Origin of the sequence: Photobacterium carnosum (assembly GCF_002849605.1) — a bacterium.
Taxonomy (GTDB): Bacteria; Pseudomonadota; Gammaproteobacteria; order Enterobacterales; family Vibrionaceae; genus Photobacterium; species Photobacterium carnosum.
In genome coordinates this window covers 127,036-153,433 of the sequence record NZ_NPIB01000001.1, presented here as the reverse complement: position 1 = coordinate 153,433, position 26,398 = coordinate 127,036, and the positions used below count along the sequence as shown (strand labels likewise).

General features: G+C 39.4%; 21 protein-coding genes. 13 read left to right on the top strand and 8 right to left on the bottom strand.

Annotated elements, in window-relative coordinates:
* Positions 1–46 precede the first annotated feature (46 nt).
* Both mfd and CIK00_RS00690 read right to left on the bottom strand, forming a co-directional pair.
* Positions 47–3,505: a transcription-repair coupling factor gene (gene mfd, locus CIK00_RS00695; protein ID WP_101767010.1), complete on the bottom strand. Its 3,459-nt coding sequence runs from the start codon at positions 3,503–3,505 to the stop codon at positions 47–49.
* A complete protein-coding gene (locus CIK00_RS00690) occupies positions 3,495–4,079 on the bottom strand; it encodes a PilZ domain-containing protein (protein ID WP_101767009.1) in 585 nt (194 codons plus the stop codon). The genes mfd and CIK00_RS00690 overlap by 11 nt, the downstream gene beginning before the upstream one ends.
* A gap of 241 nt (positions 4,080–4,320) precedes the next feature.
* On the opposite strand from CIK00_RS00690, the gene lolC reads away from it, so the two are divergent.
* From lolC to CIK00_RS00670, 4 genes are all read left to right on the top strand, one after another.
* The gene (gene lolC, locus CIK00_RS00685) at positions 4,321–5,529 is read left to right on the top strand and encodes a lipoprotein-releasing ABC transporter permease subunit LolC (protein WP_101767008.1); all 1,209 of its coding nucleotides are present in this window, start codon (positions 4,321–4,323) and stop codon (positions 5,527–5,529) included.
* A complete protein-coding gene (gene lolD / locus CIK00_RS00680) occupies positions 5,522–6,211 on the top strand; it encodes a lipoprotein-releasing ABC transporter ATP-binding protein LolD (protein WP_101767007.1) in 690 nt (229 codons plus the stop codon). The genes lolC and lolD overlap by 8 nt, the downstream gene beginning before the upstream one ends.
* Complete coding sequence (gene lolE / locus CIK00_RS00675) at positions 6,211–7,455, top strand: lipoprotein-releasing ABC transporter permease subunit LolE (protein ID WP_101767006.1); 1,245 nt, start codon at positions 6,211–6,213, stop codon at positions 7,453–7,455. Before lolD ends, lolE begins: the two co-directional genes overlap by 1 nt.
* Positions 7,456–8,060: 605 nt before the next feature.
* On the top strand, positions 8,061–8,612 hold the full coding sequence (locus CIK00_RS00670; protein WP_101767005.1) for an outer membrane beta-barrel protein: 552 nt from the start codon (positions 8,061–8,063) through the stop codon (positions 8,610–8,612).
* 105 nt (positions 8,613–8,717) lie between these two features.
* Here CIK00_RS00670 and CIK00_RS00665 read toward each other — a convergent pair whose 3' ends face one another.
* The 4 genes from CIK00_RS00665 to CIK00_RS00650 all read right to left on the bottom strand — a co-directional run bounded on the left by CIK00_RS00665 (position 8,718) and on the right by CIK00_RS00650 (position 11,370).
* On the bottom strand, positions 8,718–9,383 hold the full coding sequence (locus tag CIK00_RS00665; protein ID WP_101767004.1) for a DedA family protein: 666 nt from the start codon (positions 9,381–9,383) through the stop codon (positions 8,718–8,720).
* On the bottom strand, positions 9,376–9,738 hold the full coding sequence (locus CIK00_RS00660) for a hypothetical protein (RefSeq protein WP_144043127.1): 363 nt from the start codon (positions 9,736–9,738) through the stop codon (positions 9,376–9,378). The genes CIK00_RS00665 and CIK00_RS00660 overlap by 8 nt, the downstream gene beginning before the upstream one ends.
* Before the next feature lie 247 nt (positions 9,739–9,985).
* Complete coding sequence (locus CIK00_RS00655; protein WP_101767002.1) at positions 9,986–10,543, bottom strand: HdeD family acid-resistance protein; 558 nt, start codon at positions 10,541–10,543, stop codon at positions 9,986–9,988.
* 302 nt (positions 10,544–10,845) lie between these two features.
* Positions 10,846–11,370 carry a DUF2062 domain-containing protein gene (locus CIK00_RS00650; protein WP_101767001.1) on the bottom strand — a complete coding sequence of 175 codons (525 nt, stop codon included), beginning with the start codon at positions 11,368–11,370 and terminating at the stop codon, positions 10,846–10,848.
* A gap of 29 nt (positions 11,371–11,399) precedes the next feature.
* Here CIK00_RS00650 and CIK00_RS00645 point away from each other — a divergent pair, with 29 nt between their 5' ends.
* From CIK00_RS00645 to kdsB, 5 genes are all read left to right on the top strand, one after another.
* On the top strand, positions 11,400–13,697 hold the full coding sequence (locus CIK00_RS00645) for a DNA internalization-related competence protein ComEC/Rec2 (RefSeq protein WP_101767000.1): 2,298 nt from the start codon (positions 11,400–11,402) through the stop codon (positions 13,695–13,697).
* A 140-nt stretch (positions 13,698–13,837) separates the two neighbouring features.
* Positions 13,838–15,595 carry a lipid A ABC transporter ATP-binding protein/permease MsbA gene (gene msbA / locus CIK00_RS00640; protein WP_101766999.1) on the top strand — a complete coding sequence of 586 codons (1,758 nt, stop codon included), beginning with the start codon at positions 13,838–13,840 and terminating at the stop codon, positions 15,593–15,595.
* A 2-nt stretch (positions 15,596–15,597) separates the two neighbouring features.
* Positions 15,598–16,632 carry a tetraacyldisaccharide 4'-kinase gene (lpxK, locus tag CIK00_RS00635; RefSeq protein ID WP_101766998.1) on the top strand — a complete coding sequence of 345 codons (1,035 nt, stop codon included), beginning with the start codon at positions 15,598–15,600 and terminating at the stop codon, positions 16,630–16,632.
* A complete protein-coding gene (locus CIK00_RS00630; protein WP_036795220.1) occupies positions 16,613–16,792 on the top strand; it encodes a Trm112 family protein in 180 nt (59 codons plus the stop codon). The genes lpxK and CIK00_RS00630 overlap by 20 nt, the downstream gene beginning before the upstream one ends.
* Positions 16,792–17,538: a 3-deoxy-manno-octulosonate cytidylyltransferase gene (gene kdsB, locus CIK00_RS00625; protein WP_101766997.1), complete on the top strand. Its 747-nt coding sequence runs from the start codon at positions 16,792–16,794 to the stop codon at positions 17,536–17,538. Before CIK00_RS00630 ends, kdsB begins: the two co-directional genes overlap by 1 nt.
* A gap of 95 nt (positions 17,539–17,633) precedes the next feature.
* On the opposite strand, the gene CIK00_RS00620 is transcribed toward kdsB, so the two are convergent.
* Positions 17,634–17,870 (bottom strand): RNA recognition motif domain-containing protein, encoded by a 237-nt coding sequence (locus tag CIK00_RS00620; protein WP_101766996.1) that lies wholly within the window; start codon positions 17,868–17,870, stop codon positions 17,634–17,636.
* Positions 17,871–18,083: 213 nt separating this feature from the next.
* Positions 18,084–18,890: an envelope biogenesis factor ElyC gene (gene elyC / locus CIK00_RS00615; protein WP_101766995.1), complete on the bottom strand. Its 807-nt coding sequence runs from the start codon at positions 18,888–18,890 to the stop codon at positions 18,084–18,086.
* Between the two features lie 119 nt (positions 18,891–19,009).
* Here elyC and cmoM point away from each other — a divergent pair, with 119 nt between their 5' ends.
* Genes cmoM through mukB form a run of 4 tightly spaced genes read left to right on the top strand, consistent with a single transcriptional unit; the run spans position 19,010 to position 26,349 of the window.
* Positions 19,010–19,843: a tRNA uridine 5-oxyacetic acid(34) methyltransferase CmoM gene (gene cmoM / locus CIK00_RS00610; protein WP_101766994.1), complete on the top strand. Its 834-nt coding sequence runs from the start codon at positions 19,010–19,012 to the stop codon at positions 19,841–19,843.
* A complete protein-coding gene (gene mukF, locus CIK00_RS00605; RefSeq protein WP_101766993.1) occupies positions 19,840–21,162 on the top strand; it encodes a chromosome partition protein MukF in 1,323 nt (440 codons plus the stop codon). The genes cmoM and mukF overlap by 4 nt, the downstream gene beginning before the upstream one ends.
* Positions 21,143–21,889, top strand: a complete 747-nt coding sequence (gene mukE, locus CIK00_RS00600) for a chromosome partition protein MukE (protein ID WP_101766992.1) — start codon at positions 21,143–21,145, stop codon at positions 21,887–21,889. Before mukF ends, mukE begins: the two co-directional genes overlap by 20 nt.
* Positions 21,889–26,349, top strand: a complete 4,461-nt coding sequence (gene mukB / locus CIK00_RS00595) for a chromosome partition protein MukB (protein WP_101766991.1) — start codon at positions 21,889–21,891, stop codon at positions 26,347–26,349. Before mukE ends, mukB begins: the two co-directional genes overlap by 1 nt.
* Positions 26,350–26,398: the final 49 nt, after the last annotated feature.

The window sequence follows — 26,398 nt, the reverse complement described above, 5'->3', positions numbered from 1 at the left end:
ATAAGAAAGAAACAGCCCTAGACGTTATGTCTAGGGCGGGGTGATATTAAATCATATTTTCGCGAAATTGATTAAGCAGATCTTCAATAAATTTAATTCTTTTCTTACGATCTGTCTCACTTGCCATTATTTTTAACTTTGTAGGCCCTTCCATTCTGAAGTTATGGGGTTGTGTTTGCAGTAAACCAACCAAGAAATGAGGGTTAATAGCGGCATCTTGTTTAAATTCAAGGTAACCCCCTTTTTCATTACTCTCCACTTTCTTAACCCCAATGATAGCCGCTTTTAGTTTAAGACTATTAACGGTAATTAGGTTAATAGCTGCATCAGGTAAAAGACCAAATCTATCGATTAATTCAACTTTAATCTCGTTGAGTTCATTATCATCTTTTGCGCTAGCGATACGCTTATAAAGTGATAAACGGATATTAATATCAGGAATATAATCGTCGGGTAGTAATGCTGGAATACGCATTTCCACTTCAGCTTGTTGCTTGAGCAAGTCATCAAGTGTTGGCTCTTTACCTTCACGTAATGACTCTACTGCTTGTTCTAGCATCTCCATAAAGAGGCTAAAACCAACCGATTGAATTTGCCCACTTTGCTCATCACCGAGGAGTTCACCTGCACCACGAATTTCTAAATCATGGGTAGCAAGTGTGAAGCCCGCACCAAGATCTTCAAGTGACGCAATGGCTTCTAAACGTTTAACCGCATCTTTAGTCATACGTTTTGGGTGTGGCGTTAGTAAATACGCATAGGCTTGGTGGTGGGAGCGACCGACACGACCACGTAATTGGTGTAATTGCGCTAAGCCAAGATTATCCGCACGATCCATGATGATGGTATTTGCGGTTGGCACATCAATACCTGTTTCAATAATGGTGGTACAAACCAATACATTAAAACGTTGATGGTAAAAATCACCCATGATCCGTTCAAGTTCACGTTCACGCATTTGACCATGAGCAAAGGTGACCCGAGCTTCAGGAATTAACTTAGCTAAATCTTCGGTAGTTTTTTCAATACTATCGACTTCGTTATGCAAGAAGTAAACTTGGCCACCACGGCTAATTTCACGCAATATTGCTTCGCGAATAATATTTTCATCACCTTGACGAACAAAGGTTTTAATCGCTAAACGACGTGCTGGTGGTGTAGCAATAATTGATAAATCACGCATGCCGCTCATCGCCATATTTAATGTACGGGGAATCGGGGTTGCGGTTAGTGTTAAAATATCAACATCAGCACGAATGGCTTTGATTTTTTCTTTCTGGCGTACACCAAAGCGGTGTTCTTCATCGACCACCAGTAATCCAAGATCATGGTAGTTAACGCTGCTATTGAGCAGTTTGTGAGTGCCAATAAGAATGTCAATCTTACCTTCTTCAACATCCGCTAGAATTTGTTTTTGTTCTTTGGCTGTTTTAAAGCGCGATAATACTTCAACGCGAACGGGTGTATTGGCAAAACGGTCACGGAAATTTTCGAAATGCTGTTGTGCCAATAATGTTGTTGGTACTAAGATAGTGACTTGCTTGTTGTTATCTACTGCAACAAAGGCAGCACGCATTGCGACTTCTGTTTTACCAAAGCCTACGTCACCACAAACAAGACGATCCATGGCTTTCGGTTGGCACATGTCAGATAAGACGGCATTAATCGCCAACGCTTGATCATAAGTTTCTTCATACGGGAAACTGGTACAGAAATCTGCATAGCTTTCACGATCAAGTTTGAACTTAAAGCCCGGTTTTAGCTCTCGCATGGCGTAAACTTCAAGTAACTCAGCTGCTACATCACGGACTTTTTCCGCCGCTTTACGACGTGCTTTAACCCACGCTTCACCACCCAACTTATGAATTGGTGCACTATCTTCAGCACCACCAGAGTAACGGCTGATTAAGTGCAGAGAGGCAACGGGTACATACAGTTTTGCACCACCTTGATATTCAAGAGTGACATACTCTGTTTTTATTCCACCTGCTTCTAGGGTTTGTAAGCCTTGATAACGCCCGATACCGTGATCGATATGAACTACCGGCTGACCCACTTGTAATTCAGCAAGGTTACGAATAATGGTATCAGCATTAACGGTGGTTTTTTTATCATTGCGGCGGCGCTGTTGAATACGTTCACCAAGCAAATCACTTTCACAAATAAAAGCGACTGCGGGTTTTTCAAGAATAAAACCATTTTCAGCTGCGCCAATAACAAGACAATGTTTGGCTTTATCAGCCATTGCCGCGCTAAGGTTATCAAATACAATTGGGCGTAGTTTTATGCGCGCTAATAGATCAAATAAGGCTTCACGACGACCTTCAGAAGCAACGGAGAAGATGATCTTGCCTTTAAATTGCTCAGTGAAGTGACGTAATTCTGTGAATGGCTCTTTGAGTTGATGGTTAATCGTTATAGCTGGAACGGGCGTTAAAGCAGGGTTATAGCGACCCACTTTTTCAGCGTCAATAGCTTCGCGTTGTATTCTTACGCGAGGCAGTTGTTTAAAGCCAGTAAACATTTCATCTTTAGTTAGCCATAATTCTTTAGGTGCAAGTAATGGCCGTAGCGGATCAACGCGACGTTGATCATAACGGTGCTCAGCATCGTGTAAGAATGTGTCTACAGCGGGTTCTAAATCACCTAATGTCACTAATAGCGTATTAGTCGGTAAATAATCGAATAAAGTCTCGGTATGATCAAAAAATAGCGGCTGCCAATATTCGATACCTGTTGGCCAGATTTTTTTACTGACTTGTTGATAGATAGATTCTGGCTCGCGACGGGCTTCAAATCGTTCACGCCAACGCATACGGAAGTTTTCTATTGCTAACTCATCGGTTGGAAACTCATGCGCAGGCAGTAGATCAATGGTGGTGATTTCTGCGGTTGAACGCTGATTTTCAGGATCAAATTGACGAATAGAATCCACTTCATCATCAAAGAAATCAATCCGGTATGGTGCATTACTTCCCATTGGAAAAAGATCAACTAATGAACCACGGCTCGCGTATTCACCGTGCTCCATCACTTGGTCAACGTGACGATAACCTGATGCTTCTAGCTGTAATCGTAGCTTTTCAAGTGAGATACGATCGTCTTTTTTGACGATTAACGCATGTTGATGAATAAACTCTTGCGGTGTTAATCGCTGTAGTAAGGTACTGATTGGGACTAAAATAATGCCATTTTTCTGCGTTGGCATTTTATATAAACGAGCCAGACGTTCAGAGATAATATCTTGATGTGGCGAGAAATTATCATACGGTAGTGTTTCCCAATCAGGAAAAACATGGACATCAAGATCACAAAATTGGCTGATCTCTGGCTGTAGTTTTAGCGCAGTTTGCGTATCCGCGACAACGGCAAGTATAGGACCATTATGTTTAGTGGCTATTTCTGCTAATGACAATGCCAACGCAGAACCAGATAAATTACCGATGTAGCGATTATCCCCAGATTTTTTTGGTAAGGGGATTGAGAGTAATGTTTTATTCGTCATTGTTATTATTCATGTTTCGTTGTTGGGCCCGCTGACGTAAAAGCTTTTGTTGGCAATGCAGTGCGGCACGGATTAATAAATCACGATCTTCTTCTAACAGTCGCGTGTAGTGCAACTGAATTAAAAAACGATCATCTGAAACGGAGCAATTAATCACCTCAGCATAACAATAAATGGCAGCGGCGGGGTGATCTAAAAATAGTTTAACGGTAGTATTTTGCCCAATCGTAAAATGATGTGGACTATAAAAGCTTAGATTACTGGCACCAAAGGTTTCGGTAATATAACGATAATTAGCATTATCTTGTTGAGATAACACGTAAGATAGCAGCAGGTTTATTTTACTATTTTGAGCACCAAGATAGTCGATCAACGCTTTACTATCTTCTTTACCAAAGCCGTTTAATAGCCGTTCTGCATTTTCTTCGAGCGTGTTACATTCGCGGGCTATACGAAATAGCGTTGGTATTTCAGCACTAAAAGTTTCGGCATTAGGGAGCGGCTTGCCATCAGCTAATGGCTCGACATTGATTGTTAGTCCTAAGTGAACTGAAAAGTATTCATCTTGTCTCATTGCTTACTCACTGCCAGTTAATTGTCATCGAGTGTGTCATTATATTAATTATGTAACCAAGGCTAATATCGGTGACATTAGTGCTGATTATTACTTAGAGCGTACTTACGAGCAAGTGATCTCAGTAAAGTGGGTATCTTTTACCCTCTGTTTTTACATTACATTTACTTAGCTAGATGGTAAACAGTGCCGTTAACGCGTATTCTTGAGCTATCAAATAAAGGAGTGGTTTTTTAAGCCTATGTTTCATCCTGTATCTTTTTTTATTGGTTTACGCTACTTACGTGGGCGTTCTGGTGATCGCTTTAGTCGCTTTGTTTCTTACATGTCAACTGCAGGCATCACAGTGGGGGTGATGGCTTTAATTACAGTAATGTCGGTTATGAATGGTTTTGAACAACAACTCAAAGATCGAATTTTAGGAGTGTTACCACAAGCTATTGTCACCAATGCTGATGGTCGCGTTCCACTCTCGGAGCATGTGCCGAAAGTATTAAAACAATTACCGCATGTAACAAAAGTGACCGCAATAACACGTGGTGAAACCATCATTCAGAGTGCCAACTCATTAGCTGCCGGTATGATGATTGGTATTGAACCTAATCAATATGATCCTATTGCCGATCACCTTATGGTTGGTTCATTAAAAGATCTTCAACCGAGTAGTTTTAACGTTATTATTGGTCAAGCACTTGCCGTTGAATTAGACGTTCAACCCGGTGATAAAATTCGATTAATGGTGACTAGTGCGAGCCAATTTACACCATTAGGACGCTTACCAAGCCAGCGTAATTTCACTGTGTCTGGTATTTATGATACAGGCTCTGATGTTGATAAGCAGTTGGTGTTCACTAATATTTCTGATGCGGGGCGATTATTGCATTATAAATTGGATCAAATGTCGGGCTGGCGTTTGTATCTGAATGATCCTTTTGCAGTGACAGAATTAGCAAAAATACCCTTGCCTAACGATTGGAAATGGTCAGATTGGCGTGAACAGCGCGGTGAGTTATTCCAAGCGGTTAAAATGGAAAAAAATATGATGGGGCTGATGTTGGGGCTTATCATTGGAGTTGCTGCGTTTAATATTATTTCAGCGTTAATAATGGTTGTAATGGAGAAGCAAGCTGAAGTCGCCATTCTGAAAACACAAGGGATGACTCATCGACAGGTATTGATGTTATTTATGGTACAAGGTTCAAGTAGTGGTGTCATTGGTGCTCTGTTGGGTGGTGTTTTTGGCGTGATAATCTCTTACTACCTAAATCCAATCATGGCATTTTTAGGGGTCAATCTTGCGGTTATTGGTGGTTCTCTTCCTGTTGACTTTGAACCAATGCAAATTTTGGCTGTTATTGTTGGCGCTATTATATTGAGCTTATTAGCGACTATTTTTCCATCTTATCGTGCGGCAGCTGTCCGTCCTGCTGAGGCTCTTCGTTATGAATAATCCATTATTATCTTGTAGTCAATTATGTAAAACCTATCAAGAGGGTCAGTTACAAACTGAAGTATTGAAACAGGTTAATATTGATATCGCTGATCATGAGTTGGTGGCTATTGTTGGTTCTTCTGGCTCAGGTAAAAGCACGTTATTACATATTCTTGGTTCGCTAGATGAACCTACTAACGGTGAAGTGTTTTTTAAAGGTCAGCGCTTAGATACCTTAAGTTCAAATAAACAGGCTAAAATTCGTAATCAAGATATTGGTTTTGTATATCAATTCCATCATTTGTTAGCGGACTTTACAGCGACTGAAAATGTAGCCATGCCGTTATTGATTGGCGGGGTTGCTATTAGTGAAGCCCGTACTCGTGCACAAGATATGCTAGATATGGTGGGGTTGAGTCATCGTCTTGAACATCGTCCATCCGAATTGAGTGGGGGGGAACGTCAACGGGTTGCCATTGCTCGTGCTTTAGTGAATAACCCTGCGATTGTATTGGCAGATGAACCGACGGGTAATTTAGATCATCAAACAGCGTTAGATATTTATGATCTAATGCGTAAGCTTAATACTGAATCAGGTACGGCATTTTTAGTGGTTACCCATGATACGCAATTAGCATCAAAACTTGATCGTTGTATGTATATGCAAGATGGTATTTTAGCTGAGATTAAGGAGAAGTAATGTTTCGTCCGTTATCTCTCTATATAGGTAGTCGTTTTAATCGTTCTAAAAAACGAAATCGAATGGTGTCATTTATCTCTTTATCATCAATGCTTGGAATTGCTGTGGGTGTTGCAGTGATCATCATTGGTTTGTCGGCGATGAATGGTTTTGAGCGTGAATTACAAACACGGGTACTGTCTGTTATTCCTCAAGGTGAACTACAAGCCGTACAACCACCATTAAATAATTGGAAACCGTTATTAAAGCAAGTAGAACTGCATCCACATATTACTGCCGCCGCGCCTTATGTTGAATTTACAGCCTTGCTTGAAAGAGGCTCTAAACTTAAAGCAGTTGCTGTACGTGGTGTCGATCCAAAAGAACAATTAAAAGTTAGTGAGCTACCTCGTTATGTTAAAGATAATGCTTGGTCGCGATTTACAGCGGGTAAGCGTGAAGTTATTTTAGGTCAAGGTGTGGCAACTAAGCTTAAATTGAAGGTTGGCGATTGGATCACCGCAATGATTCCAAATACTGATCCTCAAATGAAGTTACGTGCCCCAAAACGTATTCGATTACAGGTTGTTGGTTTGCTGGCCCTAGGTGGACAAATTGATCACAGCTTAGCCATTGTGCCGTTACAAGATGCTCAACAATATTTAGATATGGGACAAGGTGTCTCAGGTATTGAAATGAATGTTGATAATGTGCTTAACGCCCAACAAATCGTAAAAGAAGTGGGTGATACACTACCCGTTTATGTTTATCTAAAAAGCTGGACCCAAAAATACGGCTATTTATACCGTGATATTCAAATGGTTCGTACCATTATGTATTTGGTGATGGTACTCGTGATTGGTGTGGCTTGTTTTAATATTGTTTCTACATTGATGATGGCGGTGAAGGATCGTGCCGCTGATATTGCAATATTACGTACCATGGGGGCAACTGATCGACTGATTAAATCTATCTTTGTCTGGCATGGGGTATTGTCGGGTGTATTGGGTAGTATTATTGGTTCATTATTTGGGTCATTAATTGCTATTAATCTAACGCATATTGTTAGAGTGATAGAAAAAATCATCGGGCATCGTTTTTTATCTGGAGATATCTATTTTGTTGACTTTCTTCCAACGCAATTAGCATGGCAGGATGTGGCGATTGTTACGACCACTGCAATTGTATTGAGTTTGATTGCCACTTGGTATCCAGCGACACGAGCAAGTCGATTACACCCGGCACGAGTATTGAGTGCTAAGTAATAACTTATATAATTTACAGCTGTTATGTTAGTTGAAAAGCGGAGTACGAGACTCCGCTTTTTTATTTGTTGGTTAAGTAAATAGCCTTAATAGTCAAAAAAAAGCGGTGTTTAACGCATTATTAGAGATAAGTTCATTTTTAGTCTGTAAATAAAGATAAAATGCGTAATAAATAAACTCACAAATAGAGTGCAATACGTCCTATTTGATTACAAATTAGCCTTAAATGTGATATTTATAAGTGTTGCTGGGCTCTTTTTTTTTATTTTCTTAATTTTTTTTTATTTTTTTAGTGATGATTTTTTATAAAAAAAGAAATACATGTCAGTATTGATGCTGCTTGATGTTTATCTGAAATTTCTAATCGTAATTTATATGACATATAAATTACGAACACTGTTCTTTTTTTTGTGAATTTATATTGTTTAATTTAACAGTGTCATATTTACATGATAATTTGTCGCTACTTAAAAACAAATCGGTTTTAGTCGTCGTTAGATCAAATTTATCCTGTATCGAATATGACTGTTATTCTATAATCGATAAGACTGTCATTCTATAAATAGACAGCGATTTGTTAATAAATAAAACAATTAGGAATTAAAATGAAAAAGAATGCACTAGGTTTATTAGTAGCTTTTGCTGTAATGGCTCCTGTTGCTGCACAAGCAGCTGTTCAACTTCCAGCTGGTACACAAGAAATTGGTATTCAAGGTAACGCTAAACTAGGTAGTGGTTGGGATCTGAACTTAAACGGTTCTTACGGTACATTTATTAAAGACAACTGGGAGCTAGGTGGTACTGCTTCTGTTGCAGCTAAAGACGAAAATGATGCAGTTAGTGGTAAACTAGGTGTATTCACTGAATACAACTTTGTTAACACTACTAACTGGGTACCTTATGTTGGTGCAGCAACTGAGCTTGCAGCTCTAAACTACAACAACAAAGATGGTGCTAATTCTGATTTAGGTCAAAGTGGTGATTCTTGGGCACTAAACCTTAAATTAGCGGCTGGTGTTAAGTACTTCATCAACCCTAATGTTGCACTAAGTGCAGAAGTTAACTACAACATCGCAACTGACGATATTGAGTTCTCAAGTGGTAAAGCGAAAGACAGCCTAACTAACATCGTATTCGGTACTCGCTTCTACTTCTAAGTTTTAGCCCGAATATTGACAATAAAAAACCCGCTAAATTTAGCGGGTTTTTTTATAGCTATTGATTTGTAAATCGGTTTTGTAACTTGATTTTGTAAAGAGAGATTAAGCGATATTATTTTTTTTAATACGCTTAATTAGCCAACTACTAAACAGACTAATAATTGCAATACTCAAGGTAATAAACGGTGCCACCATTAATATCATGGTTGTTATGCGAGCGATATTTTCAGGTAATAGCGTTAATAAATACCCTAATCCTGTTAGTAATAAGATCCAAGCAGTAGCACTTAACCAAGCAAAACGGAAAAAATGTGCTTGGTTTTTGATTCTAAAGCCCATAACTAAAGGCAGTAAAGAACGTACAACGGGTATAAATCGTGCGGCAAATAAAGCCACAACACCATGTCGAATTAATAGTTTATCTACTGTTTGCATTCGATGAGGCGGAACCATCTCGACCCATTGTTTCACTTTAGGTAAATGATCTAGCCAGCGGCCTTGTAAATAAGCTAGCCAGCTACCGATAGCTGAAGCCATAATTAATAAAAATACGATTAATTTAAAATCAATGATACCCATAGCACCTAATGTACCCGATAAAATAACAATGCTGTCGCAAGGTAATGGTGCGGCGGGTAAAAATGCGCTTTCTAACCAAATAACAAAGGTGACACAAAAATAGATCATTACAATACTTTCAGGGTTTTGTAATGCTGCAAAATCTTGTTGCCATAGCGCTGAAAAAATAGATACAAATGAATCAAGCATCTATGTAGTCCTTGTAGTCAGAGTCATAATTAAAGTAAATGTCGTGGAAATTGAGTAACAGTAATTGCCGACGACTATGGGTAAAACGGTATTGAAAGTTAGCAAGAATAAGATGTGAATACCGTTGATATTTAGAATAATGACTTGTTATTTGGTGGGCTTGTCTAGTGACATTGTTATCACAATATAGAGCTGGAACAAATTTCTTCTTGTCTATTTTTGATAGTTGTCGTGTTTTATGATTATTATTGGATAAAATTACGACATTATCGTGCCAGTTTTTTTCATTATTTATAATGTTAAATTCTGATGCTTGATGAGAGTCGTATTGATACCACGGTGTAGGCACTGCCATAGTTGTTATGCTTACTAGTAAAGCGTTTAGCAGTAAGCTAAATAGAGTAAGATAACTCATCAACAGTATCGCCTAAGTATCAAAAATACACTTTTACTTAAAATTATAATCAAAGGCAATGTTTTTATAATATTTTGTAATGAAAATGTTTTTTTAATTCTATTTTTTACCTATTACTTTATGATCTATAAAGAAAAAGCCTCAGTAGTTAACTGAAGCTTTAATTATGATTGTGTGCTGAGTGTGTTTATTTTAGGAGTGCTTTTTTCATTTGTGAACCAATGAAAATAAAGCTAATACCTTCAAAAATTAAAGAAACACCCACAAAGATGCCCAATAGTGACATTGAGAATTCAGGGTTATGCATTAGATTAAAGAAATAGATACCAATGATTGTTGATAATAAACCACTGAAAACAATCCAACGCCAGCCAGCAAGGTGCTCTCGGCTGCTAAAACCAAACATCATTCGTGTAATACCATTAAATACCATAGTGGCGATCATAAGAACGGTAATGGTAACTAAGCCAATGAATGGCTGTCCTAGAATGAATAAGCCGCCAAGAAGATAAAATAGCGCACTGATGACATACCAAATTTTAGTTTTCCATTGTGGAATACTAAAGGTGTGGTAAACCTGTACTAAACCTATGACTAAGAAGATCACGCCAATAATTGTTGTGATTGTCATGCCTGCTGCAACGGGCAAGCTAATTGCAAAAATACCGGCTAAAGCAACAATAACCCCAACGACAACAAACCACTTCCAACCTTTTGTGAGTAAATTCTTTACTGGATTTTCCATTTTATTTCCCTTTAATTAAAATATTAATGCTTATCAGCTGGCAATAAGTTACTGCTATTTAAGGCTGTATTCTATTTTTAAATAGTAGACTGAACAATAACAATTACTAGGAATTAAGTGCAACTAATTAGCAATATAAGTTTTTGATGCCGTTATAAGAAAAATAAATGTGCGTTAGATCGAGTAATTGTGAAAAATTGACTATCTAGAAAGTGAAATGATGGAGGTAGTTTCTCAAAGAAAGGGGAGTTAACAATAAAACTCCGCAATTACAGAGTTTTATTGTTATAACAAAATTACAGTTAACGTGTTTTTGGAATCCGAAATTTACGGCGATTCCAACTACGTACGACTGAATAGCGCCATAGCCATCGAATACCAAAATAGCCAATAGATGCACTTAGAACACTGCAAATAAAGCAACCTAATAAGAACGGTGGGCCAATTTGGCTCATTTGATTTAAAAGGAAATCCCATGTTAACTCAAAATGAAAGCCAACATCAGGACTATGCAGTACCCAGGCACCTAGCTTATAAGCGCCATAAAAAAGTACGGGCATCGTGACGGGATTACTGACCCATACGAGTGCGACGGATAAAGGTAAGTTCACGCCAAACATAATAGCGAGACCAGCAGCCATCAACATTTGACTTGGAAGAGGGACAAAAGCCATGAATAACCCAACAGCAAAAGCACCAGACGCAGAGCGACGGTTTAGACACCATAGATTAGGGTTATAAAGTACATTGCCAAATATTTTTAACGCTTTTTGGCGTTTAATGACTTCATGGCTAGGCAGAAATTTTTTAATGAAATGTCTTGGCATAATATTTTTTTTTGACTGGCTAAAGCCATATGGTTCAAATATTTATAGCAAGCATAAGCGGTTATCTGTCGTTACATCTCTTTAACACGTTGCCACCGTATGGGTATTTACTATTAATAATAGTCGTTGGTGTCATTGTGTTTATGGTGTATCGAAGTGTTATTTTTATTTGCTTTTCACTTGCTATATTCTGGGCTGTTTTTGATGCTAATCAATATATTAACAATATTGATAGTATTCCAATAAACAGCTCTAATACTATCATAGATGTAAGCATTAGTACGCTTTTTAATGAAAATATACCCACGGAGTATTTTGAAGTAAAGGTGCTAAATTTACATTCACCTAATGTTGATTTTGTATTGCCATTACGTCTGATGGTTTTTTGGAAAGATGCACCAAGATTAAAACAAGGACAAATATGGCGCTTGCCTGTTAGGTTGAGTCGTATTGTTGGGCGTGTTAATCAAGCGGGTTTCGATCGTGAGCGATACGCATTAAGCCGCAGTATTCATGGTCGCGCAGTTGTTATCAATGCTAATGGATTACCGACGCGATTGTCATCTTCAATATCATTTCGCCAGCAATGGTTAGATAACGTAACCCCCTTACTAAAAAATACTCGTCATCAAAGTTATTTAACGGCTTTAACCTTTGGATTAAGAGAAGGGCTTGAAGCGCAGGACTGGATTGATTTACGTGATAGTGGGTTGGCGCATTTATTAGCCATTTCAGGATTGCATATTGGGTTGGCGATGCTTATCGGGTGGTGGATAGGTTATTTATTACGATTATGTTTACCGCAAACGGGTTATTGGTTATGGCTACCTTTGCTGTGCGGGCTGTTATTTGCTTTTGGATACGCATGGCTTGCAGGATTTAGCTTACCGACAATTCGTGCGTTATTAATGTGCTTAATCGTGGGTGTTTTACGCATTACTGCAATTAATTGGCGACCTTGGCAAATATTATTAGTCACGTTAGGTTTGTGTTTGTCATGGGATCCTTTTGTGAGTTACAGCGCAGGATTCTGGCTGTCATTTGGTGCGGTTATTATTTTCTTAATTATGTTTATTATTGAAAATTCACCGACAATGACAACATTGTCTTGGCAACAACGATGGTATCAACGCATAAAGTCTTTATTTAAGGTTCAGGGATATTTATTGTTATTAATGTTGCCCATTCAATGGTGGTGGTTTGGTGGTGTTTCTCTTGCGGCACCATTAACTAATTTAATTGCGGTTCCTTGGCTTAGTTTTATTACCGTACCTTTAGTCTTGATTGGTGTGATAACCGTAGGGTGGCCGTGGTTATCATCATTGTTTTGGTTATTGGCTGATTTTTCATTAACACCCATTTTAAACGTTGCGGCATGGAGTAATGGTGCATGGATGATGTTATCGGCTTCAATAACGCCACTGTTAGTGATGATTGCGGTAATGATTGTTGTATGGCCATTATTACCATTGAAGTATTTTCGTTGGTTTTACTTCAGTATTATTTTTATTGCATGCAGTGGGTGGTGGGAGAATAGAAAGAGTGATCAATCACAATGGACGATGAAGATATTAGATGTCGGTCATGGATTAGCTATTTTAATAGAAAAACAGCAGCGGGTATTTATTTATGATACGGGTAATGCTTGGGAGGGAAAAAGTATTGCACAATCAATTATTGAACCGATATTAGCTTATAAAGGAATATCAGCTGTTGATGGGCTTGTTTTAAGTCATTCTGATAATGATCATGCTGGAGGCAGTGATTATCTTATACAGCGTTATCAACCTCTAGAAAAATACAGTAGTGATCAACGTGATGGCTTTTTAGCCTGTGTTATGGGACAAAAATGGCAATGGCAGGGACTTGAATTCTCAGTTAAATGGCCGCCAGCTACCACAGATCGAGCAACAAACTCAGATTCTTGTGTTATTCATATTCAACCAGTGGATGGCAGCGGTCCAAGTGTATTATTAACCGGAGATATTGATGCTAAGTCTGAGTTAGTTATGTTAACGCAGGTGCAAGATTGGCAAGCCGATATTATCGTAGTGCCACATCACGGTAGCAGCACTTCTTCAACACAAACTTTACTTGATGCAGTCAAACCATCATTAGCCGTTGTATCAATTGGGCATTTCAATCCATGGGGTTTACCGTCAATGATGATAAAAAAACGGTATCAAGCTAATAATGTAAATTGGATTAGTACCCAAGATAGTGGTCAAGTATCTATAATCATGAGCCCAAATAACTACAGCGTTAAACAACAACGTTATCATTACTCTCAAGCATGGTATCGGCCACAATGGTTAGCTAAAGAATAAAATAATGAATATTAATGGTATTTAGTGTCGTTTTTATGAGCATAAAAAGTAGTTTAAGAGAAAAGGATTGTGGACAAATTTGGTTGATAGCAATCTTAAGGGTAGAATAGGAAGATTGTATTTCATCAAAATTGGCATTCATGACGCAATTAACAGAAAAATCAACCAAAGATACTTATAAAAGACTGTGGCCTTATATCAAGAGCTATAAAGCAGGCATTATTGTTGCTGTTATTGCACTGATCATTAATGCGGCGGGTGATACCTTAATGTTATCAATGATCAAACCGTTACTTGATAAAAGTTTTGGTGGTTTTGATAACATAGATTCAGGCTTTCTTGCCATGATGCCCATCTATCTGGTTGGCTTAATGATCATGCGTGGTGCAAGTGGTTTTGTGTCAACTTATTGTTTATCATGGGTTTCTGGTAATGTTGTAATGAGCCTGCGTCGGCGGTTATTTCAACATTTCATGAAAATGCCAGTAGCATTTTTTGATAAAGAAGCGTCAGGTGCATTATTATCACGTATTACTTATGACTCTGAACAGGTTGCCTCTGCGACGAGTGGTGCATTAGTCAGTATTGTTCGTGAAGGTGCTTCGATCATTGGTTTAATGGTATTGATGTTTTGGAATAGCTGGCAGTTATCCGCTATTTTGATTGTTATCGCCCCTGTTGTTGCTATCAGCATTGGCATTGTTTCAAAACGTTTCCGTAAGATCTCACGTAATATGCAAGATGCAATGGGTTCTGTTACCTCATCAGCTGAGCAAATGCTAAAAGGTCATAAAGTCGTATTAAGTTACGGCGGGCAGCAGGTTGAAAAAGAACGTTTTGATTATGTAAGTAATTTAATGCGTCGCCAATCCATGAAATTGGTCTCTGCACAGGCGATTGCTAACCCTATTATCCAACTTATTGCTTCTTCAGCATTGGTTGTGGTGTTAATTCTTGCTAATACACCATCATTACGTGATTCATTAACGCCGGGTACTTTTGCTGTCGTATTTGGTGCAATGTTTGGCTTAATGCGTCCACTTAAATCATTAACGAATGTTACCTCTCAATTTCAACGTGGTATGGCTGCTTGTCATACATTGTTTGATTTAATGGATTTAGATACAGAAAAAGATCATGGTAAGCATGAAGTTGAACGCGTAAAAGGTGATGTATCAGTAAAAGATGTTACTTTTACTTACCCAACGAAAGATACACCTGCGTTACGTAATGTAAGCTTTGAACTTCCTGCGGGTAAAACCATTGCTCTTGTTGGGCGCTCAGGGTCAGGTAAAAGTACTATTGCTAACTTATTGACGCGTTTTTACGATATCGATTCGGGCGATCTACATTTAGATAATATTGATATTCAAGATTACACCTTGTCAAATTTACGTTCCCAAGTTGCGGTAGTATCGCAAAGTGTTCATTTGTTTAATGACACGATTGCAAATAATATTGCTTACGCAGGTGGTGATGCTTATACCCGTGCTGATATTGAACGTGTCGCTGAGCTTGCTTATGCAATGGACTTTATTAAAAACATGGAGCATGGGCTTGATACTATTATTGGCGAAAATGGTGTGAGTTTATCGGGTGGTCAACGCCAGCGTCTTGCTATTGCTCGTGCGTTATTACGTAATGCGCCAGTGTTAGTGCTCGATGAAGCGACGTCTGCTTTGGATACTGAGTCAGAACGTGCAATTCAACAGGCACTGGATGAGCTGCAAAAAGATCGTACTGTTTTAGTTATTGCTCACCGCCTATCAACGATTGAAAAAGCGGATCAAATTTTAGTGGTCGATGATGGTGAAATCATTGAACGTGGCACACATGGCGAATTAATTAGCCTAAATGGTGCCTATGCGCAACTTCATCGTATTCAATTTGGTGATTAATTGTGGCAGCTATTATTGAGGCTCTGTGGTATCAATCTGCGCTTAAAGGTAAAGCGAGAATTGCTTATTTACTGTTGTGGCCATTATTGTGGCCCCTCAGTCAACTGTTTGGCATGATTAGTCGTCGTAAGCGGCAGCAGTATGTTAACGGTAAAAAAGTAGCATATCGAGCGCCAGTACCCGTGGTTATTGTTGGTAATATTACTGCTGGTGGTAATGGTAAAACACCTGTCGTGATCTGGTTGGTAGAGCAACTCTTAGCGCAAGGATTAAAACCTGGTGTCGTTTCACGTGGTTATGGTGGTAAAGCGCCGTATTATCCGTATTTTGTCGAGAGTGATACCAGTACTGATCTTGCTGGTGATGAACCAGTATTGATTCGTCGTAGAACTGGCGTGCCTGTTGCGGTTGCCCCGGTTCGAAGCGAGGCAGTAAAACTGCTATTGAAGCATGATATTGATGTCATCATTACTGATGATGGTTTACAGCACTATGCTCTTGAGCGCGATCTTGAATTAGTCGTTATTGATGGTAAACGTCGATTTGGTAATCAGCAATTATTGCCATTAGGCCCGTTACGAGAATCATGTCAGCGTTTAAATGATGTTGATTTCCTTATTTGTAATGGTGGCATCGCTCACGCTAATGAAGCGACAATGCATTTATCACCATCAGAATTAATTAATATTAAAACCGGTGCCCGTTGTGCGGCTACATCGTTAGCGTCGGTCATTGCAATGGCGGGTATTGGTCATCCCCCACGATTTTTTGCGACATTAGATACGTTAGGAGTAAAGCCTGTTGTATGTCAGCCTTTTGCTGATCATCAAGCATTTACTCATCAAACATTATTAGAGTTAGCCCAACAAGGGCAACATTTAGTCATGACTGAAAAAGATGCGGTAAAGTGTTACCCATTCGCTGAGGATAATTGGTGGTATCTGCCTGTTGATGCAGTTATCTCTGAGCCACAAGCATCAGCCATAATTAAACAGATTATAGAGGTTAAGGAAAAGTATGGATCACCGTCTGCTTGAAATCGTTGCTTGCCCTGTATGTAAAGGCAAATTGAATTTCGATAAAGAAAATAATGAATTAGTGTGTAAGTTTGATCGTCTTGCTTATCCTATCGATGATGGTATTCCTGTTCTACTTGATTCAGAAGCGCGTACATTAAGTTCTGATGAGGTTAAGTAATGGCCTTTACTGTTATTATTCCTGCTCGTTATCAATCAACACGTTTACCTGGTAAACCGTTAGCTGATATTGCAGGTAAACCGATGGTGCAATGGGTTTACGAACAAGCATGTAAATCTGGTGCCGATCAGGTCATTGTTGCGACTGATGATCAACGTATTGTCGATGTGGTACATAGTTTTGGTGGTGAGGTATGTTTAACCCGAACTGATCATCAATCAGGTACCGAGCGTTTGGCTGAGGTGGTTGCTAAATATCAACTTGCAGATGATCATATTGTGGTGAATGTGCAAGGTGATGAGCCGCTCATTCCAGATACAATTATTCGTCAAGTTGCAGATAATATTGCGAATTTCAATGCACCAATGGCAACATTAGCGGTAGAGATTGATCTTCATGATGAAATCTTTAATCCTAACGCAGTAAAAGTGGTGACGGATAAAGACGGTTACGCATTGTATTTTAGTCGCGCTGCTATTCCTTGGGATCGTGATAATTTTGCTAAGCAACCGCGGATTGTTCATCATAATATACTGCGTCATATTGGAATTTACGCTTATCGTGCAGGGTTTATTAATACCTACATTAATTGGCAGCCAAGCCCACTAGAACAGATTGAATCATTAGAGCAACTTCGCGTGCTTTGGTATGGTGAAAAAATTCATGTTGATGTTGCTATTGATGCACCGCCAGCAGGGGTTGATACATTAGAAGATTTAGAAAAGGTACGTCAATTAGTGAGTTAACAGAAATAGTTAGTTCGCAAAAAGAATATTATTGGCATAAAAAAACCGAGTATTATTTACTCGGTTTTTTGTTTCTAAATAAAGCCAATATTGGATTATTCAGCAATTTTTACACGGATACGGCTTTTATCAACCATCATTTCATGAAGAGCTTTCATTGCGCGAGTCGCTTGCTCATCATCAGCCATTTCAACAAATGCAAATCCTTTTGATTTACCTGTTTTTTCGTCTAATACAAGATTACACGCACTAATTTTGCCAAATTCTTCAAACATTTTATGAATTTGATCTTCAGTGGTACTGCGAGAAAGGCTACGGATTAAAAGTTTCATGAATTAAATTCTTTGTTAAGTAATAAGTCATTATTTTATCATGAAATGCAGTAAAGCATGCTGAGATTAGAATAAAATAATGAGATAAAAATAATACTAGAACAGCATGAGTTTAATAATGATGCTAAAAATAAGGTTAGCTTAAAAAAGCCAGAGTTATACAGTGTTTCCTCTGGCTGAAAATAAAGCAGCTAAAACATGATGTTGGATGATTTATAACGTTTCATGTTTTGCCTTCTCGGCCTGTGAATGTTCAGTTTTTGAGTTTAATAATAGACGGGTAATACGCTGCCATAATTGCCCTAAACGTTCGTGTTCAACAATTTCCATTTGAGTGAGGTAGGTTGAATCAGGCACAAAATCACGAATGTTATTACTGGCTCTAAAATTTGTTGGTGCGGCAATTGGCTGTAATCCAGCTTGATGGAAATAGTAAAGTGCACGGGACATTTGACTGGCTGATGTTACTAAAATCATATTCTTATCTTTAACAACATCAGCCGCTTGAAAAGCTTCTTCTTTGGTGTCTTTTGTCGATTCAAATAATAAAATATCCCGTTTATTAACACCTAACGCTATGGCTAAGTGCGCCATTAAACGAGCATGACTAATGCCATGAGAGGCTATTCCACCATATCCTGATAAAATTAATTTTGCGCCAGGATACATACGGAAGATACGAATACCTTCAACTAACCGTGCAATCGCAGTTTGAGATAGCTCAGAGGTAATTGGAAAGGTTTTATCAATCACTTGATCATTACCTAGCACCATTACATAGCTAATCGGTTTAGTGGTACTTACAAAGGCTGAATTTTCTTGTTCTAATGGTCGTAGTAAAAAGGTTGTTAGTGGTTGAAAAGAACATAAGAAAATACCAATTAGAGAGATACTTATTAAGATAGAAGCTAATTTTTTTCGACGTGTAAACCACAGTACGCATAAACCAATAACGCCGACTAATAATAGAAACGGTAGCGGCATTATTAATGTTGAGATGATTTTTTTAAGTATAAACATAATATGTCGTCCGAAATTTCAGCAGTTGAGCCCTAAAATCGATCACAAGCCTTTATTCCTTTACCGCTTGTGAGAAAATAAGCCATATTCTAGCATCGCTATCATAACGTAAATGAGCCATGAAAAAAGACCGAAATTTTGACGATTTAGCGAAAAAATTCGCTGATAATATTTATGGCACAGCGAAAGGTCAAATACGACAAGTTGTTGTTTGGCAAGATATCGAATATATACTGCAGGAATTGAATGGTGTCTCGCCATTACAAGTATTAGATGCTGGTGGCGGTATTGGGCAAATATCTCAAAAAATAGCGGCTCTTGGGCATTACGTAACATTATGTGATCTTTCTAGCGAAATGTTGACATTAGCGGAACAAGAAATTGCTAAAAATGGCTTAGTTGAGCAATATCGGTTAGTGCATTCACCGATTCAAGAAATTAGTGAGCATATTGAAGCTCCCGTTGATTTAATTCTTTTTCATGCGGTTATGGAGTGGCTGGCTGATCCAATTGCAACATTAACCGATTTATTAGATAACGTAAAACCCGGTGGCGTTATCTCTGTCATGTTTTATAACTACAACGGGTTATTGTTTAAGAATCTGATTTGTGGGAATTTAACCCATATAGAACAGGGCATGCCACACCGTAAACGGTTTAAATTACAACCTCAGCAAGATATAAAACCTGATGATGTATATCAGTGTCTAACGACGGCTGGGTTTGACATAATGGGTAAGACCGGCGTACGCACATTCTATGATTATATGCAGCATGATCGAATGGGTGATTACAGTTTCGAACAAGTTCTTGATATGGAGCAAAAGCTTTGTCGTCAGGAACCTTTTTTGTCATTAGGTCGTTACATTCATGTGTATGCGCGTAAGCCTCTCACAGATGTAACGTCAACAGTGGTGACAAATTTAAATAATAGCAATAAGGACAAGGGATGAGTGAAGTTATCCAGACTGTTCCTGAGTTAGTAAATTGGGTCAAAAATAATGAGTTTGCCCTTAATTTACCGACAGAACGGCTGGCGTTCTTGTTAGCGATTGCTGTCTTAAGTGGTGATCGCTTTGATGAAGAATTAGGGGAAGGTGAATTGGTTGATGCATTTCGCATTGTGAGCGATATGTTCGGTCAAACCAAGGAAACCCTAGCATTTCGTGCCAATAACGCCATAAATGAATTGGTAAGACAGCGGTTGATATCACGTTTTACCAGTGAGGTGACTGATGGCGCTAGTATTTATCGATTAAGTCCGTTAGCGCTCGGCATTACTGATTATTACGTGCGGCAACGTGAATTCTCAACACTAAAACTATCTATTCAGTTAGCAATGGTGGCAGATGAGATCAATAAAGCAGCGACAGCAGCACAAGACGGCGGTGATGAAAAACATTGGCATCTAAATGTGCATGCAGTTTTAAAATATTCCGTCGCTGAAATCTTTGATCGTATCGATTTAAACCAACGTGCAATGGATGAGCAGCAGCAACAAGTGAAGCTCAATATTGCAGAGTTATTAAATCAAGACTGGCAAGCTGCTATCAGTAATTGTGAAGCATTACTTGATGAAACATCATCAACACTACGTGAATTGCAAGATACATTGCAGGCCGCAGGTGATCAGCTTCAAAGTCAATTACTTACTATTCAAGAAGCGATTCAAGGACGTAATGATCTTGATTTTGTTGATGGTATGATTTATATCCTGCAAATGAAATTAGATCGCATTATCAGTTGGGGACAACAAACGATTGATTTATGGATTGGCTATGATCGCCATGTGCATAAATTTATTCGTACTGCGATTGATATGGATAAAAATCGCGCCTTTAGTCAACGATTACGCCAATCGGTTACCGATTACTTCGATGCACCATGGTTACTGACATTTGCAGATGCTGAACGTTTACTTGATATGCGTGATGAAACGTTAATATTACGTGATGATGAAGTGACAGGTATTGTGCCTGGAGAAATGGAATTTGAAGAACTTGATTTAGTTAACGATCTATTGGCTGAGAAAGTCGGTTTGATGTTACAAGCACATAAAGCAACAGGTGCCCCAATCAACTTGAGTGTTTTACTTAAAGATTATTTGGCACAACATCCGTATGCACAACATTTTGATTTAGCACGGATTGTGATTGATCAGGCTGTAAGAATGGGTTATTCCGAAGCGGACTTCAATGCCATTCAGCCTGATTGGAAAGCAATTAACGAATACGGAGCCAAGGTACAAGCCCATGTCATTGACAAATATTGAAGAATTTATGCCGGAGAAGTTGGCAAAAGCAATTGCTAACCCACTTTTCCCTACGCTAGATAACGCGTTGCGCTCTGGCCGCCATGTTTCAAGTGAAGATTTAGATAGCCACGCTTACTTAATTGAGTTTGAGAAAGAATTAGCGATGTTTTATCGTCGTTATAATGCTGAATTAGTACGTGCACCTGAAGGTTTTTTATACTTACGTCCGCGTTCAACCTCATTGATCGGTCGTTCAGTGTTATCTGAAATTGATATGCTCGTTGGTAAGGTATTGTGTTTTCTTTATCTTAGCCCTGAGCGTTTAGCACACGAAGGTATCTTTACTAATCAAGAGCTATTTGATGAGTTATTAGTATTAGCTGATGAACAAAAGTTAATGAAACTTGTCACCAATCGCGCATTAGGTTCTGATCTTGATCGTGAAAAGTTGTTTGATAAAGTAAAAACGTCATTACGTCGTTTACGTCGCTTAGGAATGCTTATTCCAATTGGTGAGAATGGTAAGTTCCGTATCAGTGAATCTGTGTTCCGTTTTGGTGCTGATGTACGTACTGGTGATGATGTCCGTGAAGCGCAGTTACGATTGATTCGTGACGGTGAAGCCGTGGTTCACCAGCAAACGTCAAGTCAATCAAGTTTGCTTGATGATATTGACACCAATAATCAAGAAATGCTTGAAATGCAACAAGATGTAGAGCAAGCGGTACAGGAGAGTAGTATTTAATGGAACGCGGCAAGTATCAATCGCTCACTATGATCAACTGGAACGGCTTTTTTGCACGTACCTTTGATATTGATAATTTGGTGACAACGCTTTCAGGCGGTAACGGTGCGGGTAAATCTACCACGATGGCAGCGTTTATCACGACACTGATTCCAGACCAAAGCCTACTACACTTTCGTAATACCACTGAAGCTGGTAGCTCAAATGCTTCACGTGATAAAGGTCTTCACGGTAAATTAAAACCCGGTGCCTGTTATGCAGCACTGGATGTGGTTAACTCAAAGCAGCAACGTATTATTTTTGCAGTTAAATTACAGCAAGTGGCTGGCCGCGATAAGAAAGTGGATATTAAGCCATTTTTGATTCAAGGTTTACCTTCACATATCAAACCTGCTGAAATTTTAGTTGAAACGATTTCTGAAAACCAAGCCCGTGTTCGTCAGCTTAACGATGTCAAAGATCTCGTTAGCCAGCACGAAGGGGTGCAGTTTAAAACATTTAATTCGGTAACTGATTACCATACGCAAATGTTTGAAATGGGTGTATTACCGAAGAAATTACGTAATAGCCAAGATCGTTCAAAGTTCTATCGTTTAATTGAAGCCTCTTTATATGGTGGTATTTCAAGTGCAATCACTCGTTCACTACGTGACTATTTATTACCGCATAATTCTGGGGTAAAAAAAGCTTTCCAAGATATGGAAGCGGCGTTACGTGAAAATCGTATGACGTTAGAAGCGATCAAATTAACTCAAACGGATCGTGACTTATTTAAGCATTTGATTTCTGAAGCAACCAATTATGTTGCTGCCGATTATATGCGTCATGCTAACGAACGTCAGCAAAAACTAGAGCAAACACTGCGTTTACGTGGTGAGCTAATGGGTTCGCGTCAGGCGCTTGTTGATCAGCAATCATCGTTAAATAACATGAATGCAGAGCTTGGCGAACTTACCGAGCAAGAAGGTGCATTAGAGCAAGATCATCAAGCGGCCTCTGATCACTTGCAGTTAGTGCAAACGGCTGTTCGCCAAGCTGAGAAAATTGCTCGCTATAAAGAAGATCTTGAAGAGTTAACTGAACGTCTTGAAGAACAAGTGATGGTGGTTGAAGAGGCGGCTGAACAATTAGCGATAGCCGAAGAACAATCACAGCTAACGGAAGAAGAAGTTGATAGCTTAAAAACCCAGTTAGCAGACTACCAACAAGCATTGGACATGCAGCAAACCCGTGCATTGCAGTACCAACAAGCGGTACAAGCATTAGAAAAAGCACGTAATTTGTCTGGTGATCATCAAATGCTGCCAGACCAAGCGCCACCGTATCTTGTACAACTTAAACAACAGCAAGACACGCAAACAACGGCGTTATTGGCATTAAAGCATAAGCTTGATATGTCATCAGCCGCCGCGCAGCAGTTTGAAAAAGGCTTAGCAATTGTGACTACAATTGCGGGTGTTGTTGATCGTACTACTGCGAGTGATAAAGCGCGCGAGTTAATTGAGCATGGTCGTCAGCTTCGTTCTGTTTCTGAGCGTGGTGAACAACTTAAAGCACAATATCGTGATTTAGAACGTAGTGTGCGTAGTCAACGTCAAGCGATTGAACTTGCTGAAACGTATGCTAAAAAGTTTGCGACTACCATTGATGGTGAATTGGCATTAGCGGAAGAACAAGCGCGCCATGAAGCAACCTTAGAAAGCTTAGAGCAAGATCAAGCGAGCTTGGTTGAGCAACGTAATGACATGCGTCATAACGAGCAAAGATTGGTTGTACGTATTAGCGCACTTGAAGCTTCTGCACCAACGTGGATTGCCGCTTCAGATGCACTTGAAACCCTTGCTGACCAAGCCAATACTGAATTAACCAGCAGCCAAACGGTAATGGATGCAATGCAAGCAACACTTGATAATGAACGTCAAGTGTCAGCACAGCGTGACCAATTAGCGCAACGCAAACAAACATTAGAGCATGATATTGAACACTTAGCACAACCAGGTGGTAGTGATAATTTAGGTCTGCGTGCGTTGGCTGAGACGCTTGGCGGTACGATGTTATCTGAAATTTATGATGACATTACGCTTGCGGATGCGCCTTATTTCAGTGCGATGTATGGCCCATCTCGTCATGCAATTATCGTCCCTGATTTAAGTGGCATTAAAGAAAAGCTGATTGCTCTTGATGATTGCCCCGATGATTTGTACATCATTGAAGGTGATGCTGATTCATTTGATGACAGTGGTTTTGATGTTGATGAACTTGAGAATGCAGTATGTGTGCATCTTAATGATCGCCAATTACGTTATTCACGCTTCCCGAAAGTGCCATTATTTGGCCGAGCAGCACGTGAACAGCGATTAGAGTCTTTACGTGATGAGCGTGATCAAGTGGTAGAAGATCACGCCAAAGCGGCATTTGATTCGCAAAAGTTACAACGTTTATACCAAAGCTTTAATAGTTTTGTGGCAACCCATATGGCGATTGCCTTTAATGCCGATCCTGAGGTTGAACTAAAACAAGCCCGTGATCAGCGTAATCAGATCATGCGTCAGTTAGCCGAGTCACAAGCACAAGAGCAACAACAACGTAGCCAACTGGCCGCAGCACGTGAAGGCTTAACCTTACTGGGCAAATTAAACCCAATCGTGACATTGCTTGAAGATGAAACGCTAACTGAACGTTTTGCAGAAGTTGAACAACAACTTTCGCAAATGGATGAAGCGCGTAATTATTTGGATCGTTACGGTAAAGCATTGATTGAACTTGAAGGGTTAGTATCTGCACTTAATGCCGATCCTGAGCAGTTTGATGCATTACAGGCCAATTACGAAGCCGCCGATCAAAAACTGCAACAACTTAAAACATTGATTTTTGCGGTTGCAGATTTGGCCGAGCGCCGTCATTACTTTAGTTATGCTGATTCGGTTGAGTTATTGAGTAAGAGTTCAGAGCTTAATGATCAGCTAAAACTAAAATTAGCGACCGCTGAGCAACAACGTAATACAACTCGTGCAAGCTTGAAGCAATCACGTGCACAAACGAACCAATATAACCAGTTGTTAGCATCTCTGAAAAGTTCGCATCAAGCTAAGAATGAAACTGTGCTTGAGTTTGAACGTGAGCTGCAAGAGTTGGGTGTTCGTGCAGATGTTGAAGCAGAAGAACGTGCATTAGTGCGTCGTAATGAACTGAATGAACGCTTACACAGTTCACGTAATCGTCGCAGTACATTAGAGAAATCAACCACGTCAATTGAGCTTGAAATGAAAGGCTTGATGAAACGTTTACGTAAAGTGGGTAAAGATTACCAAGACTTCCGTAAGTTGGTTGTGAATGCTAAAGCAGGCTGGTGTGCGGTATTACGCCTTGCTCGTGAAAGTGATGTTGAACGTCGTTTACATCGCCGTGAAATGGCATACATGTCGGCTGACGAACTACGTTCATTATCAGATAAAGCGCTAGGTGCATTGCGCCTGGCGGTGGCTGATAACGAAAACTTACGTGATGCATTACGTGCTTCAGAAGATGTCGCGCGTCCTGAGCGTAAAGTGTTGTTCTATATTGCGGTGTATCAGCATCTACGTGAGCGTATTCGTCACGATATTATTCGTACTGATGATCCGGTTGAAGCTATCGAAGAAATGGAAGCGGAGCTTGGTCGTTTAACAGAAGAACTTACCGCACGTGAACAACGTTTAGCGATCAGCTCTGATTCTGTTGCGAAGATTATTCGTAAAACAATTCAGCGTGAGCAAAACCGTATTCGAATGCTTAACCAAGGTCTACAACATGTTGGTTTTGGACAGGTATGTGGTGTTCGTCTTAACGTTAAAGTACGTGAAACGCATGAATCGTTACTGCTTGGGTTACTTGATCAAAAAGATCAACATAACGATTTATTTGGTAATAATCGTCTAACGTTCTCAGAAGCGATTGCGAAATTATTCCAGCGTTTAAATCCACATATTGATATGGGTCAGCGTTCACCGCAAATTCTGGGTGAAGAGTTACTGGATTACCGTAACTACCTTGAGCTGAACATTGAGGTTAATCGTGGTACTGATGGTTGGCTACAAGCAGAATCAGGTGCGTTATCGACCGGTGAAGCGATTGGTACTGGTCAAGCCATTCTATTGATGGTTATACAAAGTTGGGAAGAAGAATCTCGCCGTTTACGCGGTAAAGATATTATTCCTTGTCGTTTGTTATTCCTTGATGAAGCCGCGCGTTTAGATGGTAAATCTATTGCGACCTTATTTGAGTTATGTGAACGTCTAGATATGCAGCTATTAATTGCGGCCCCTGAAAATATTAGCCCTGAAAAAGGTACGACCTATAAATTGGTACGTAAAATATTTAAAGATCGTGAACATGTACACGTAGTGGGTTTACGCGGTTTCGGTGCTAAACCAAAAGTAGAAATACCCGTACAAGGGATATTAGATATTGAACCTGTGTAAACAGTAATTATATCAATTAGTTCTTTTAGTACGCAAAAAAGCCAGCAGT